13 protein-coding genes and 1 tRNA gene are annotated in these 13,754 nt (G+C 69.2%); 3 read left to right on the top strand and 11 right to left on the bottom strand.

Annotation, left to right across the window (positions count from 1 at the left end; translation table 11 throughout):
* Window positions 1–22: 22 nt before the first annotated feature.
* From AC1DIW_RS17175 to cysK, 5 genes are all read right to left on the bottom strand, one after another.
* Window positions 23–226 carry a cold-shock protein gene (locus AC1DIW_RS17175; protein ID WP_030200907.1) on the bottom strand — a complete coding sequence of 68 codons (204 nt, stop codon included), beginning with the start codon at window positions 224–226 and terminating at the stop codon, window positions 23–25.
* Between the two features lie 226 nt (window positions 227–452).
* Complete coding sequence (folP, locus tag AC1DIW_RS17170) at window positions 453–1,379, bottom strand: dihydropteroate synthase (RefSeq protein WP_478109808.1); 927 nt, start codon at window positions 1,377–1,379, stop codon at window positions 453–455.
* Between the two features lie 493 nt (window positions 1,380–1,872).
* A tRNA-Ser gene (locus AC1DIW_RS17165) sits at window positions 1,873–1,963 on the bottom strand.
* A gap of 28 nt (window positions 1,964–1,991) precedes the next feature.
* A complete protein-coding gene (gene epsC / locus AC1DIW_RS17160; protein WP_478109686.1) occupies window positions 1,992–2,693 on the bottom strand; it encodes a serine O-acetyltransferase EpsC in 702 nt (233 codons plus the stop codon).
* 37 nt (window positions 2,694–2,730) lie between these two features.
* Entirely contained in the window at window positions 2,731–3,660 is a 930-nt protein-coding gene (cysK, locus tag AC1DIW_RS17155; RefSeq protein WP_442279373.1) for a cysteine synthase A, read from the bottom strand.
* Between the two features lie 251 nt (window positions 3,661–3,911).
* Here cysK and AC1DIW_RS17150 point away from each other — a divergent pair, with 251 nt between their 5' ends.
* Complete coding sequence (locus AC1DIW_RS17150; protein ID WP_478109684.1) at window positions 3,912–6,260, top strand: (Fe-S)-binding protein; 2,349 nt, start codon at window positions 3,912–3,914, stop codon at window positions 6,258–6,260.
* 166 nt (window positions 6,261–6,426) lie between these two features.
* Complete coding sequence (locus AC1DIW_RS17145) at window positions 6,427–8,331, top strand: adenylyl cyclase (RefSeq protein WP_478109682.1); 1,905 nt, start codon at window positions 6,427–6,429, stop codon at window positions 8,329–8,331.
* On the opposite strand, the gene AC1DIW_RS17140 is transcribed toward AC1DIW_RS17145, so the two are convergent.
* Complete coding sequence (locus AC1DIW_RS17140; RefSeq protein ID WP_478109680.1) at window positions 8,261–8,746, bottom strand: DUF779 domain-containing protein; 486 nt, start codon at window positions 8,744–8,746, stop codon at window positions 8,261–8,263. The genes AC1DIW_RS17145 and AC1DIW_RS17140 overlap by 71 nt on opposite strands.
* 214 nt (window positions 8,747–8,960) lie before the next feature.
* On the opposite strand from AC1DIW_RS17140, the gene AC1DIW_RS17135 reads away from it, so the two are divergent.
* Window positions 8,961–9,704, top strand: a complete 744-nt coding sequence (locus AC1DIW_RS17135) for a hypothetical protein (protein WP_478109678.1) — start codon at window positions 8,961–8,963, stop codon at window positions 9,702–9,704.
* Between the two features lie 127 nt (window positions 9,705–9,831).
* Here AC1DIW_RS17135 and rpmG read toward each other — a convergent pair whose 3' ends face one another.
* The 5 genes from rpmG to AC1DIW_RS17110 all read right to left on the bottom strand — a co-directional run bounded on the left by rpmG (window position 9,832) and on the right by AC1DIW_RS17110 (window position 13,729).
* Complete coding sequence (rpmG, locus tag AC1DIW_RS17130) at window positions 9,832–9,999, bottom strand: 50S ribosomal protein L33 (protein WP_020143871.1); 168 nt, start codon at window positions 9,997–9,999, stop codon at window positions 9,832–9,834.
* Between the two features lie 169 nt (window positions 10,000–10,168).
* Window positions 10,169–11,101: an ABC transporter substrate-binding protein gene (locus AC1DIW_RS17125; protein WP_442279378.1), complete on the bottom strand. Its 933-nt coding sequence runs from the start codon at window positions 11,099–11,101 to the stop codon at window positions 10,169–10,171.
* Window positions 11,098–11,967: an ABC transporter permease gene (locus tag AC1DIW_RS17120; RefSeq protein ID WP_442279379.1), complete on the bottom strand. Its 870-nt coding sequence runs from the start codon at window positions 11,965–11,967 to the stop codon at window positions 11,098–11,100. Before AC1DIW_RS17120 ends, AC1DIW_RS17125 begins: the two co-directional genes overlap by 4 nt.
* Entirely contained in the window at window positions 11,964–12,605 is a 642-nt protein-coding gene (locus AC1DIW_RS17115; RefSeq protein ID WP_442279380.1) for an ABC transporter permease, read from the bottom strand. Before AC1DIW_RS17115 ends, AC1DIW_RS17120 begins: the two co-directional genes overlap by 4 nt.
* The gene (locus tag AC1DIW_RS17110) at window positions 12,602–13,729 is read right to left on the bottom strand and encodes an ABC transporter ATP-binding protein (protein WP_478109675.1); all 1,128 of its coding nucleotides are present in this window, start codon (window positions 13,727–13,729) and stop codon (window positions 12,602–12,604) included. Before AC1DIW_RS17110 ends, AC1DIW_RS17115 begins: the two co-directional genes overlap by 4 nt.
* Window positions 13,730–13,754 lie beyond the last annotated feature (25 nt).

The following is a 13,754-nucleotide window of genomic DNA, read 5'->3' as shown; positions in this document are numbered from 1 at the left end:
CGTTGCTGTTGATCCCTATCGATCAGAGCGGGCGAACTGCGTCGGCCTGCGGGCCCTTGGGACCCTGCGTGACCTCGAACTCGACTCGCTGCGCCTCTTCCAGCGAACGGTAGCCGTTCGACTGGATGGCCGAGTAGTGGACGAAAACGTCGGGGCCGCCGCCGTCCTGGGCGATGAAGCCGAAGCCCTTTTCAGCGTTGAACCACTTGACGGTGCCCTGTGCCATACGGGTAACTCTTCCTTCTTTAGCGTGTGGGACAACGCACCTCGCGCATCCCAAGCTGCCGCTTCGACCCCACTCGACGGGCGAACCCACCGATGTCGAAAAGAAATCCCGTCATCGTTGCGGATGACGGGCCCTGCTCGACGACGAGGAACTGCAACTGCAACCGCGACGAACCTAGCAGAATACCGATCGGTCGGCCCGTCAGATGACAGCATCTTCTGGGCGTTCAGGAGCCGTTGTCCCCGGCGACACGTCGGGTGCCTCGCAGCGCCAGTCGAGGTCGGCGATCTCCACGGATCGTCGCGACCATGTCGACCACCCGACGGGTCGCCCGCACGTCGTGCGCACGGAAGACCGTGGCTCCCAGCCACGCGGCGACCGCGGTCGCCGCGAGCGACCCCTCGAGGCGTTCCTCGGCTGGCAGGTCGAGCGCCTCCCCGACGAAGTCCTTCCGCGACATCGCTTGCAGCACAGGGTAATTGAGCGCCACCACGTCAGCCGTGTGTCGTAACACCTCGAGCGAGTGCGCCGTGGTCTTGCCGAAGTCGAGCGTGGGGTCCACGAGGATCCGTTCACGAGGTATGCCGGCCAGCTCCGCCGCATGGGCGCCGTCCGCCAGGGTGCGCACGACGTCCCGCACGACGTCGAGAGGGTCGTCGCCATAGGTGACGTCGACGGGGTCGGTGCGCGGCGGCAGGCCGCCGGTATGTGAGATGACGTATCCGGCACCGAGGTCCGCTGCGACATGGACGAGGTCGGGGTCGTGTCCGGCCCAGGTGTCGTTCACGAGGTCCACGACGCCGTCTGCCTCGCGGGCGACCTCCGAACGCCACGTGTCGAGGCTCAGGAGGACGTCCGGGTGCTCCGCACGAGCCCACTGGAGGAACGGGACGACGCGGCGGATCTCCTCCTCGGCATCGACGACCTCACCCTCCTGACCGGCCCTCACTCCGCCCACGTCGACGAGGTCGGCGCCGAGCTCCATCGCATCGACGAGAGCCGCCTTGGCCGACTCCAGATCGGCGTGCCGGTTGCCGCTGAAGAAGGAGTCACGGGTTCGGTTGACGATCGCCATGACCGCGGGCGTGGCGGAGTCGAAATGCTTGCCGCGCAGGACGAGCGGCCTGGCGGAGGCCAGCTCGAGCGGAGCCAGTCGCCCGAGGACGTCGGCAGTTTCGGGCGTGGGGTCCGGGCCGGGCTGTCTGGTCACACTGTCCTATCTCACGGCGTCGCCCAAAGGTCAACGATGGCACCGAGCATGGTTGCGGAACTGTTACGATTGCGGTGCAGACAACCCCTTTGTCCCGTGCCATGAACCGCGGCTCGGTCGGGGGCTGTCCGCCGGTCCTGACCGTCCCGCAATGACGGTCGACCACCGAGCCCTCACCCATGCACGAACTGGGCTCAACCACAAGGAAACTGAATACAGAGATGTCGTACATCGTGTCGTTGTTCGCGGCCATGAACCGTCCGTCCACGTCAGTGCCGGTCGGTCAGTACAACTCCAGCACGACGTTCGAGGAGCGGCTCGGCCTGCTCTGACAACGCGTGCACGCTGGACTCGTCGCGAGACCAGCGCATGAGAACAAAAGGGACTCCGGATCTCCGGAGCCCCTTTTTTCATGCCTGCGCCCGACGGGCGCACGTGGCGGAGGGCGTGGGATTCGAACCCACGATGGGCTATGAACCCATAGCGGTTTTCAAGACCGCCGCACTCGGCCACTATGCGAGCCCTCCAGTGTCCCGGGAGTCTATCCGCGGTGGGTCAGATGTAGATCGCAGGGTCGAGCCACTGGTTGGTGGCGTCCCGCTTCGGGAAGCGGATCACTGCCGGTATGCCGGTCGCCACCGCGCCTGCCGGAACGTCCTTGACGACGACGGAGTTCGCCCCGATCTGCACGTCGTCACCGACGTGGACCGGCCCGAGCACGCGGGCGCCGGCGCCGACGGTGACGCGGTTGCCGACCGTGGGGTGGCGCTTGACGTGCTGCAGCGACCGGCCTCCGAGCGTGACGCCGTGGTAGAGCATGACGTCATCCCCCACCTCGGCGGTCTCGCCGATGACGACCCCCATGCCGTGGTCGATGAAGAAGCGTCGACCGAGCCGGGCCGCAGGGTGGATCTCGACGCCGGTGATGGAGCGTGCAACCGTGGCGAGCACTCGCGCCGGCAGTCGGCCGCCTGGCTGCTTCCACAGCGCATGCAGACCGCGGTGTGCCCAGACGGCGTGCAGGCCCGGCGACGTCAGCACCAGCTCGAGCCGGGAGTTCGCGGCCGGGTCTCGCGCGATGGCGCCGTCGACGTCCTCGAGGGCCCGGTCGGCGAGCTTGCGCACGAGACCGAGCGGGCCGGCATACGAACGCTCGTCGGAGACGAGACGCGCGTCCGACCCGCCGTCACCGCGCACGAGCGTCAGCGGCTTCTCGGCCGGCCTCGGCTCGTGGTCCATCTGTGGTGCGGTGCTCATGCACGAACTCCTCGGGGTGCTTGATGTGCAACGACGGTCAGTCGACGAGACCCTCGAAGAGGATGGTGGACAGGTAGCGCTCACCGAACGAGGGGATGACGACGACGATCGTCTTGCCCTTGTTCTCCTCGCGCTGCGCCACCTGTACGGCGGCCGCGATGGCAGCGCCGGAGCTGATGCCGACGAGCAGACCCTCCTCGGTCGCGGCGCGCCGGGCCCACTTCACGGACGTCTCGGCGTCGATGTCGATGACCTCGTCGTAGATCTCGGTGTCGAGGATCTCCGGGACGAAGTTGGCGCCGAGGCCCTGGATCTTGTGGGGGCCGGGCTGGCCGCCGTTGAGGATCGGCGACTCCGCCGGCTCGACGGCGATGATCTGCACGCCGGGCTTGCGGGCCTTGAGGACCTGGCCGACACCCGTGATGGTGCCGCCCGTGCCGATGCCGGCGACGACGATGTCGACCTCGCCGTCGGTGTCCTTCCAGATCTCCTCGGCGGTGGTCTTGCGGTGGATCTCGGGGTTGGCCTCGTTGGCGAACTGGCGCGCGAGCACCCCGCCACGCTCTGCGGCGATCTCGTCGGCCTTGGCGACCGCGCCCTTCATGCCGGTCGACGGATCGGTCAGGACGAGCTCGGCGCCGAAGGCCCGCAGCAGCGCGCGGCGCTCCTTGCTCATCGACTCCGGCATCGTCAGGACGACCTTGTAGCCGCGGGCTGCGCCGACCATGGCGAGCGCGATGCCGGTGTTGCCGGACGTCGCCTCGACGATCGTGCCGCCCGGCTCGAGCTCGCCGCTCGCCTCGGCCGCATCGATGATCGCGACCCCGATGCGGTCCTTGACGGAGTTGGCGGGGTTGTAGAACTCGAGCTTGGCGGCAACGGTCGCCGGCGCTCCATCCGTGACCTTGTTGAGGCGCACGAGCGGCGTGTTGCCGATCAGCTTGGTCACGTCGTCGTAGATCGGCATTGCGGTGGGCCCTTTCGGCTGAGTGCGGCGGGACGGTCTGGCGACCCGGATCGCTATCGACAACCGGGCTCTCCTTATACATATTCCAACACGTCGTTATCCAGTGCCAAGTGGCGCCCAAGATCCGGGCGCAGGCCGTCCCGCGGGCTGGGGCGCGCGTGTGCAGCACCGGGACGAAGGGGACGAGCGTCACGGCGCGACGGCCGTCACATTCACTAAGCGCTTGCTAACTCGTCAGTAGACTCCCCGGCATGAGTGCGCTCCAGATCGTCGCCGTCGTCGTCTGCCTCGGCGTGACCGCCGTGGCCGTCGCCCTGCTCGTCAAGACGGTCAACCACTTCCTCGCCACGTTCCGGCTCGGGCAGCCCGAGGACCGCGGTGACGACAAGGGGGCCCGCACCCGGACGCTGCTGCGCGAGTTCCTCGGCCACACGCGCATGTCGCGCCTGCCGGTCGTGGCGATCGCGCACTGGTTCACGATGATCAGCTTCGGGGTCCTCTTCTTCACCCTCCTCAACGCCTTCGGCCAGCTCTTCGCACCGGACTTCGTCCTGCCGGTGATCGGCCACTTCTTCCTCTACGAGTGGATCACCGACTTCTTCGCCTTCGCCGGCTTCATATCGATCCTCGTGCTCATGGCGATCCGGCAGAAGAACCACCCGCGCTCGGCCGCCGGCGAGGACGGTCGTCGCAGCCGCTTCTTCGGATCCACCTGGTGGCAGGCGTACTACGTCGAGCTGACCATCCTCGGCGTCACCCTCTGCATCGGCCTGCTCCGTGCCCTCGAGTGGACCCTCGCCCGCAAGACGGGCACCGGCATGGACACCGCCCTGCACTTCCCGCTGACCGGCTGGATCGGCAACTTCTTCACCGGCCTGTCGATCGGGGCCATCGAGAACCTCATCGTCGTCATCGCCGCGGTCAAAATCATCATCAGCTTCGCGTGGATGATCACCATCGCCCTGCAGCCGACGATGGGCGTCGCCTGGCACCGCTTCCTCGCCTTCTTCAACATCTTCTTCAAGCGGCACCCCGACGGCCGCACGAGCCTCGGTGAGCTGCAGCCGATCCGTGTGGGCGGCGAGGTCCTCGACTTCGAGAACGTCGACGAGCTCGACGAGGACGCCGCGCTCGGCGTCGGCAAGGTCGAGGACTTCACGTGGAAGGGCCTGCTCGACTTCACGACCTGCACCGAGTGCGGTCGGTGCCAGAGCCAGTGCCCGGCCTGGAACACCGACAAGCCGCTCAGCCCAAAGCTGCTGGTCATGACGCTGCGCGACCACGCGTACGCCAAGTCGCCGTGGCTGCTCGCCTCCGAGGAGGTGCGCGCCGGCGGCATCGACGCGGCCGAGGGCTTCAGCGTCGCCACCAAGGGCGCCGTCGCCACCGAGCAGCTCGTCGGCGAGACCGGCTACGACATCCGTCACCCGCTGACGGCCTACAACCCGCACGGCCCCGACGCCGTCATCGACGAGGACGTCCTCTGGTCGTGCACGACGTGCGGCGCCTGCGTCGAGCAGTGCCCCGTCGACATCGAGCACGTCGACGCGATCGTCGACATGCGCCGCTACAAGAACCTCATCGAATCGGCCTTCCCCGCCGAGCTCAACGGCCTGTTCAAGAACCTCGAGAAGAACAGCAACCCGTGGGGCCTCGCGCCGCGACTGCGGATGGACTGGGCCAAGGACCTGCCCTTCGAGGTCAAGCAGGTCGGCCAGGACGTCGAGGACCTGAACGAGGTCGACTACCTCTTCTGGGTCGGCTGTGCCGGCGCCTACGAGGACCGCGCCAAGAAGACGACGCGCGCCGTCGCGGAGCTGCTCGACACCGCCGGCGTCAGCTTCGCCGTCCTCGGTGACGGCGAAGCCTGCACCGGCGACTCGGCCCGCCGTGCCGGCAACGAGTTCCTCTTCCAGATGCTCGCGCAGCAGAACGTCGAGACCCTCAACGAGGTCGGCGCGACGAAAATCGTCGTCACGTGCGCCCACTGCTTCAACACGATCAAGAACGAGTACCCGCAGCTCGGCGGGCAGTACGAGGTGCTGCACCACACGCAGCTGCTCAACCGGCTCGTCCGCGAGAAGCGCCTCACGCCGGTCGCCCGACCCGGCGACGCGTCGTCGGCCGGCACCCTGACCGGAGCCGCCTCGACCGGGGCCAAGGTCACGTACCACGACCCCTGCTACCTGGGCCGGCACAACCAGGTCTACGCCCCGCCGCGGGAGCTGCTCCAGATCCTGCCCGGGGTCGAGTACGCCGAGATGGAGCGCTCGAAGGAGAAGTCGTTCTGCTGCGGCGCCGGTGGCGCCCGCATGTGGATGGAGGAGAAGCTCGGGACGCGGATCAACAACAACCGCACGGAGGAGGCCCTCGCGACGGGCGCCGAGCGCATCGCCGTCGGCTGCCCGTTCTGCAAGGTCATGCTCTCCGACGGCCTCAACGCCGCGATCCAGGACGGCAAGGCCACCGACGCCGTCGAGGTCGTCGACGTCGCGCAGATGCTCCTCGCGGCCGTCCGCCGGGGCGACGGCGACGGCGGGGCGACCGAGACGCAGACGCCTGAGCCCCAGCCCGACCCGGAACCCACGCCGGTCGGCTGAGCCCGGCAGACGGCATACGTCCTCCCGTCAGCGGTCACGAAGGCCCCCTCCCCCGAGGGGGCCTTCGGCGTCCCACTCGCGGGTGCTTCGGCCTCTCGCCGGCCGCACCGTGAGAACGCTCTCACAAACTCTTGCCCAACCCGTCGCCACCGTGAAAGGTGAGCCCATGACTCAACGACGAGAACGACGCGGCCGGCCGGCCCGCGGACTCCACCTCCTGGCCATCGCGGCTCTGGCCGTCGCCACTGCAGCCGTCCCGACCATTGCCGCCGCCGGAGCCGGAGCGGCTCCGGCCCCGTCGTCCGCGACCACCGCGGCCGCCAGCACACCCGACCTCGGTGCGGGCACGCTCGTGCTCGACCCATCCATGTCGACCCCCGACATCCAGGCCAAGGTGGACGCGATCGCCGCCGCCCAGGTGTCCAACGAGATGGGTCCCGAGCGCCACGCCATCCTCTTCAGGCCCGGCACCTACGGCTCCGCCGACCAGCCACTGAACTTCCCGGTCGGCTACTACACCGAGGTCGCCGGTCTCGGGAAGAATCCGGGCGACGTCGTCATCAACGGCTCGGTCTACGTGCGCAACCAGTGCCGGCCGAGCGGGTGCATCGCACTCGACAACTTCTGGCGCTCGATGTCCAACCTGACGATCAACGTGACCAACCCGGACGCCGGCTGCTACAGCGGCCAGTTCTGGGCCGTGTCGCAGGCGGCGCCGCTGCGTCGGGTGCACGTCAAGGGCCTGACGACGCTGATGGACTACTGCACCGGTCCGTCGTTCGCCAGTGGCGGCTTCATCGCCGACTCGAAGTTCGACGGGACCGTCGTCAACGGGTCGCAGCAGCAGTTCTTCACGCGCAACAGCACCGTCGGCACCTGGACCAACGGCGTCTGGAACCAGGTCTTCTCCGGTGTCGAGGGTGCCCCCGCCGAGTGCTTCCCCGCCGCCTCGGCGTGCGGCGGGCCGTACACGACCGTGGCCAAGACCTCGGTGAGCCGCGAGAAGCCCTACCTCTATGTCGACGAGTCGGGGGGCTACCGCGTCTTCGTGCCGTCGGCCGCGACCGACACGAGCGGGGTCTCGTGGGCATCGGGGTCGACGCCCGGGCGCTCGGTCGGCCTCGGTGACTTCTACGTCGCCAGGCCCTCGGACTCGGCGCAGGCGATCAACCGCGAGCTCGCCCGCGGCCGCAACCTGCTGCTCACCCCCGGCGTCTACCACCTCGACCAGACCCTGCGGGTCAAGCGGGCCGACACCGTCGTGCTGGGGCTCGGCCTCGCCAGCCTCACCCCGACCACCGGGCAGGTAGCGATGAGCGTCGCCGACGTGCCGGGCGTCGACATCGCCGGCATCACCTTCGACGCCGGGCCGGTCAACTCGCCGGTCCTGCTCCAGCTCGGCACCCAGCGTGCCGCCAAGGGACAGGGTCCGAGCCGTGCCGGGTGGAGCAGCGCCGCCGACCCGACCGCCCTGCAGGACGTCTTCTTCCGCGTCGGCGGGCCCTACGTCGGCAAGGCCACGGTCAGCCTCGAGGTCAACAGCGACCATGTCGTGCTCGATGACATCTGGGCCTGGCGTGCCGATCACGGCAACGGTGTCGGCTGGACGAGCAACACCGCCGACACCGGACTCGTCGTCAACGGCGACTACGTCACTGCGACAGGGCTTTTCGTCGAGCACTACCAGAAGACCGAGGTCATCTGGAACGGTGAGCACGGGTCGGTCACGTTCTTCCAGAACGAGCTGCCCTACGACCCGCCGAGCCAGGCTGCCTGGATGTCGGCGCCGGGCCACGAGGGCTACCCAGCCCTGCTCGTCGGGTCCGACGTGAAGAGCTTCTCGGGGTCCGGGATGGGCTCCTACAGCTTCTTCAACCAGGGCGTCGACATCTTCGCCGCCAACGCGTTCGAGGTGCCGACGACGCCCGGCGTGCGTCTGCACGACCTGCTGACGATCTTCCTCGACCCGTCCACCGGCAAGGGCGGCATCCGCCACGTCGTCAACGGCGTCGGCGGGTCCGCGACGATCGCCAACCCCGACACGCCTGTGACGGTCGTCGACTACCCCTGAGCCGGGCCGTCGTCCCGGCCAGACGGCATACGCGATCGTGAGCGGCCAGCTCGGCGGCGGTGAACAGGCGCGAGCGGATGAGAAACCGCACGCCCTCCGGCGCCTCGACGGAGAAGCCGCTCCCCCGCCCCCGCACGACGTCGACAGTCAGGTGCGTGTGCTTCCAGTACGCATACTGCGAGGCCGACATCCAGAAGCCCACGGGCTCCTCGAGACCGTCGACCACCCGGTCGGCGACGTGGACGTCGGCCTCGCTCGTGATGAAGTCGCCGACCGGGAAGCACATGGGCGAGCTGCCGTCGCAGCAGCCGCCGGACTGGTGGAACAGCAGGAGCCCGTGCAGGCCGGTGAGGCGGCGGAGCAGGTCCGCCGCCTCACCGGTGAGGTCGACCCGGCTCGGGGAAGCCGAGGGCATCTGGCGAGTAGGAGACGAGGAGGTTCTTCGTCTGCTGGTAGTGGTCGAGCATCATCTTGTGGCACACACTCCGGGGCCCGTCGACAGGAGTGTGGTGGATCCCGCAACCCATGCGCCCGGGTCGGGTTGGACAGAAGGGGTGGCCAAGCGGCGGATTGAGGCGCACCATGAAGGAATCCGCGCAGGATCTCGAGGGAAAGTCCGAGGAGCGACGATGTCACGACGAGCCCCCTTCGTGCCCGACGGCGTGCCGGTGCTGTCACGCGGCCGCCACCGCAGCCCCCGCAAGGGCGCCTGCTTCATGGAGATGGCCTCGTTCCTCGCCGGTGAACGCTGGAGCGACCATCCGGAGTGCACCCACCCGGTGCTCGCGACGCTCGCCCGCTGCGTCAACGACATGCTCGACGAGACTCACCGGCAGCGCCTCGTGACGATGATCCCGGAGGTGGTGGGCCTCAATCCGCATGACCCGCGCGTCGCCACGGCACTCGTGCTCACGACAGCGCGCGCGGCACTGCCCATCGCCGCGGAGGAGCGTCAGAACGTCATGGCCCTGGCGATCCTCAACGCCGAAGGCATCCTCGCCGAGCAGGACGGCCGCTCGGCCGGGCAGCTCTCCCAGGCGTCACGGACCGCACTCGCGACCTCGCCGGCAGCGGAGCGCTGGGCACGGATCCATCTGGCACGCATGGGCTTCAACGCTGCAGCGGTGCGCCCCTCGAACGCGGCCAAGGTCGTCGCCCTGGCCGTCGACGGCATCGCGCGGGCCTGCGTCGACGACCCCGAGGAGCGCCTCGTCAGGCTGCTGCGCGACGGCATCGACGTCGTCGCGGCCTTCTCCCCGCTCGCCCCGACTGTCGTCCCGGCTGTCGTCCCGTGGGTGGCGCCGACCACGAGACCGGCCAGGACGTCGCCCAGCGCGCCCGCCGACCAGCAGGCCCGGACGCTCGCCCGCTGACCCGCTGTTCGCCCAACGATCGAAAGAGCAGTTCGTCGGCCCTCCTGTGGGCTCGAGACCCAGGGACTCGGCGACGAACTGCTCTTTCGATTGCGGTCTTTTCCGACAAGCTGCTCTTTCGATCAGGTCAGCGGGTCTCGCGGAAGTCGACGTGCTCGCGAGCGACGGGGTCGAACTTGCGCAGCACCATGCGGTCCGGGTTGCTGCGCCGGTTCTTGCGGGTCACGTAGCTGTACCCGGTACCGGCGGTCGAACGCAGGGTGACGACGGGGCGCAGGTCGGTGCGCTTGGCCATTGAGTGCTCCTTGGGTCTCGGTGTCACGATGTTTCGTGACAGGAATGAGAACCGTTATCGCCCCCTGGGCATTCCCTGCCAGCACCGGGACTGCCCGTGACCGGCACGACGAAGGCCCCCGCAGCCGCGGGGGCCTTCGTGCTGTCCTGTCGGACGAGGCGGTGTCAGGTCAGGCGAGCCCGGCGCTCGCGAGCCACGTCTTGGCCACCTCGCTCGCGTCCTTCTTGTCGACGACGACCTGCTTGACCATGTCGGCGAGAGCCGCCGTGTCGAGCTTGGCCGAGACCGAGTTGAGAACGGTCTTGACGCTGTCGGCCTTCTCGGTCCGGACCAGCGGCACGACGTTGTCCGAGCCGAAGAGGCTCTGCGGGTCAGCGAGCACGACGAAGCCGTTGGCTGCGATCGACGGGTCGGTGCTGAAGATGTTGGCCGCCTTGACCTGGCCGTTCTTCAGAGCTTCGACCGTCGCCTGGCTCTGCAGCGGGCGGAACTCCTTGGGCGTGATGTTGTAGACCGACTTCAGGCCCACGAGGCCCTGCTGACGGGTCTTGAACTCCGGCGGAGCTCCGATCGTCAGGTCGCCCTGGTGGGCGGCCAGGTCGGGGATCGCCTTGAGCGACCACTCGCTGGCGGTCTGCTTCGTCACAGCGAGCGAGTTCTTGTCCTCGGCGGCGGACTTGTCGAGCACCGTGAGTCCCTGCGGGACCGCCTTCTGGAGGGCGGCGTAGACCTCGTCGGGCTGCACGACCTTGGCGTTCTTGTCGTAGTAGTTGAGCAGGGAGCCGGTGTACTCGGCGAGCACGTCGACCTCGCCCCCGGTGATGGCCTTGAGGTAGGTCTCACGGCTGCCGATGTTGAACTGGCGCGTCACCTTGGTGCCCTTCGCCTCGAGCGCCTGGGCGTAGATCTCGCCGAGCAGGGCGGCCTCGGGGAAGTCGGCAGAGCCGATCTTGATCGAGCCGGCGGCACCGGTCGAGCCGCCGGTCGAACCTGCTGCGGGGCTCGAGGCCGGGGTGAGCGGGTTGCCGCCGCCACCGCAGGCGGCCAGCGGCACGACAGCGGCGAGCAGCAGGCCCGCGGCGAGGAAGCGCGTGCGTGTCATGTTCGGTCCCTTTCGGATGGGGTGCCCGTGGCGGCGGTCGCCTCCACAGGTCCGGAACTGCCAGTGCCGCCGGAGCCGACGACGGCGGCCTGCCGCGCGTCGCCGTCTGGACGGTCAGCGCCGGCGGAGTGTTGTGGGTCGGAGTGGGGATGGGCGTTTCCGGCGCGTGAACGAGCAACACGCGGGGCCCGGCCGGAGATTCCCGGTGAGACCGCCCATCTCTCGAGCAGGGCCAGGACGCCGTCGGCGACGAGCGCGAGGAGGGCGACGAGGATCGATCCGCAGACCATCTGGACGTAGTCGCGCGAGGCCAGACCGTCGATGAGGTAGCGGCCCAGACCCCCGAGGCTGACGGACGCGGCGATGGTCGCGGTGGCGATCACCTGGAGGGTCGCGCTCCGCAGTCCGCTGAGGAAGAGGGGCAGCGCGCAGGGCGCCTCGACCTTCGACAGCACCTGCCACCCGGTCATGCCCATCCCGCGCGCGGCATCACGCGCCGCGGGCTCGACGCTGTCGATGCCGGCGTAGGTGCCCGACAGCAGCGGCGGGATCGCGAGCAGCACGAGCACCGTGATGCTCGGGATCACGAAGGCGAGGTCGCTGCTGATGAGCGGCCCGACGAACATCGACACGGCGAAGAGCAGGCCGAGCGTCGGGATGGCCCGGGCGGCGTTGGCACCGGTGACGAGCCACCGCAGACGACCCGAGTGCCCTACCCACGCGCCGAGCGGCACGGCAATGGCGAGGGCGATGACCAGAGTCAGGCCGGTGTAGAAGAGGTGCTCTAGCAGGCGGTTGGGCACGCCGTCGGTGCCCTGCCAGTTGGCCGGGTCGGTGAACCAGGCCCAGATGGTCGCGAGGCTCATGCGGGCACCGCCCGGGTCCACGGCGTCAGCACCCGCGAGACGACCTGGATGACGAGGTCGAAGACGAGGGCAAGGAGCAGGCAGGCGACGATGCCGACCCACACCTCGGTCGGGAACGAGCGGGCGTAGCCGTCGGTGAGGAAGTAGCCGAGCTGGGAGATGCCGATGAGCGAGGCCACGCTGACGATGCTGACGTTGCTCACTGCGGCCACGCGCAGGCCGGCCGCGATGACCGGCACGGCGAGCGGGAGGTCGACGGCACGGAAGCGCGCGAACGAGCCGTATCCCATCGCGATGGCGGCCTGCCGGGTGGACGCGTCGACCGACGAGAGGCCGTCGGCGACGGTGCGGGTCAGCAGGGCCACGGTGTAGACGGTCATGGCCACGATGACGTTGACGGGGTCGAGGATCTTCGTGCCCAGCAGCGGGGGCAGGAGGATGAAGAGCGCGAGCGACGGGATCGTGTAGAGCAGACCCGTGGTCGTCAGCACCGTCGCTCGAAGCCCCGGCCGACGTGCGGCGAACCAGCCCAGGGGCACGGCGATGACGAGACCGAGCACGAGCGGCAGTCCTGCGAGCCAAGCGTGCTGGGCCGCTCGCGACAGGATGTCGCCGATGTGGTCGAAGGCCCAGGTCACCGGGTGACCGCCCCCTCGTGACGTCGCGCCTCGATCGCGGGGATCACGTCTGCAGCACGGATGGTGCCCACCAGACGGCCGTCGTCGTCGGCCACGACGCCCCGACCGCTCGGCGAGGAAAGAGCCGCATCGAGCAGGGCCCGGAGCGATCCGGAGGTCGACGCGACGGTGCCGCCCCGGTGCAGGACCGTGCGCGTCACCTCGGACTCGACGGCCGCAACGCGGACCCACCCGATCGGCTCGCCTGCGTCGCCGACGCAGAGCACCCACGGCGCACCGATCGCGCGGACGTCGGCGGCGGTGGCCCCGAGCCGGACCGTGGGCTCGTCGGTGAGCGAGAGCTCCGGGGCGGCCGCGAAGGACAACGCGCGATAGCCCCGGTCGCGGCCGACGAAGCCGGCGACGAAGTCGTCGACCGGGTCGGCGAGCAGCTTGGCCGGCGAGTCCAGCTGTGCGAGAACGCCGCCCACGCGCAGCACGGCCACCTGATCACCGAGCTTGACGGCCTCGTCGATGTCGTGGGTGACGAAGAGGATCGTCTTGCCGAGCTCGGACTGCAGGCGGAGGAACTCGTTCTGGAGCTGCTCGCGAACGACGGGGTCGACGGCCGAGAAGGGCTCGTCCATGAGCATGACGGGCGGGTCCGCGGCGAGCGCCCGGGCCACGCCCACGCGCTGCTGCTGGCCACCGGACAGCTGGGCCGGGTAGCGACTCGCCATCGCCGGGTCGAGGCCGACGCGTTCGATGAGCTCCATGCCCCGTGACCGTGCGGTGCGCTTGTCGGTGCCGAGGAGGCGCGGCACGGTCGTGACGTTGTCGAGGACCGTGCGGTGCGGGAAGAGGCCGGCGTGCTGGATGACGTAGCCCATCCCGCGACGGAGCTCGGCGACGTCGAGCTCTGCGGTGTCCCGGCCGTCGACCGAGATCGTCCCGGACGTCGGCGTGATCATCCGGTTGACCATGCGCAGCGTCGTCGTCTTGCCGCAGCCCGAGGGGCCGACGAGAACGGTGATCTTGCCGGTCGGGGCCTCGAGGGTCAGGTCGTCGACGGCGACCGTCCCCTGCTGGCCGTCGGTGCCGGACGCCTCGGCATACTGCTTGGTCACGCCCTCGAAGCGGATCATGCTCCTCAACGTACCCGCCCCCGCC

Source organism: Terrabacter sp. 01T434, from assembly GCF_056398545.1.
This window is presented reverse-complemented; position numbering and strand designations above follow the sequence as displayed.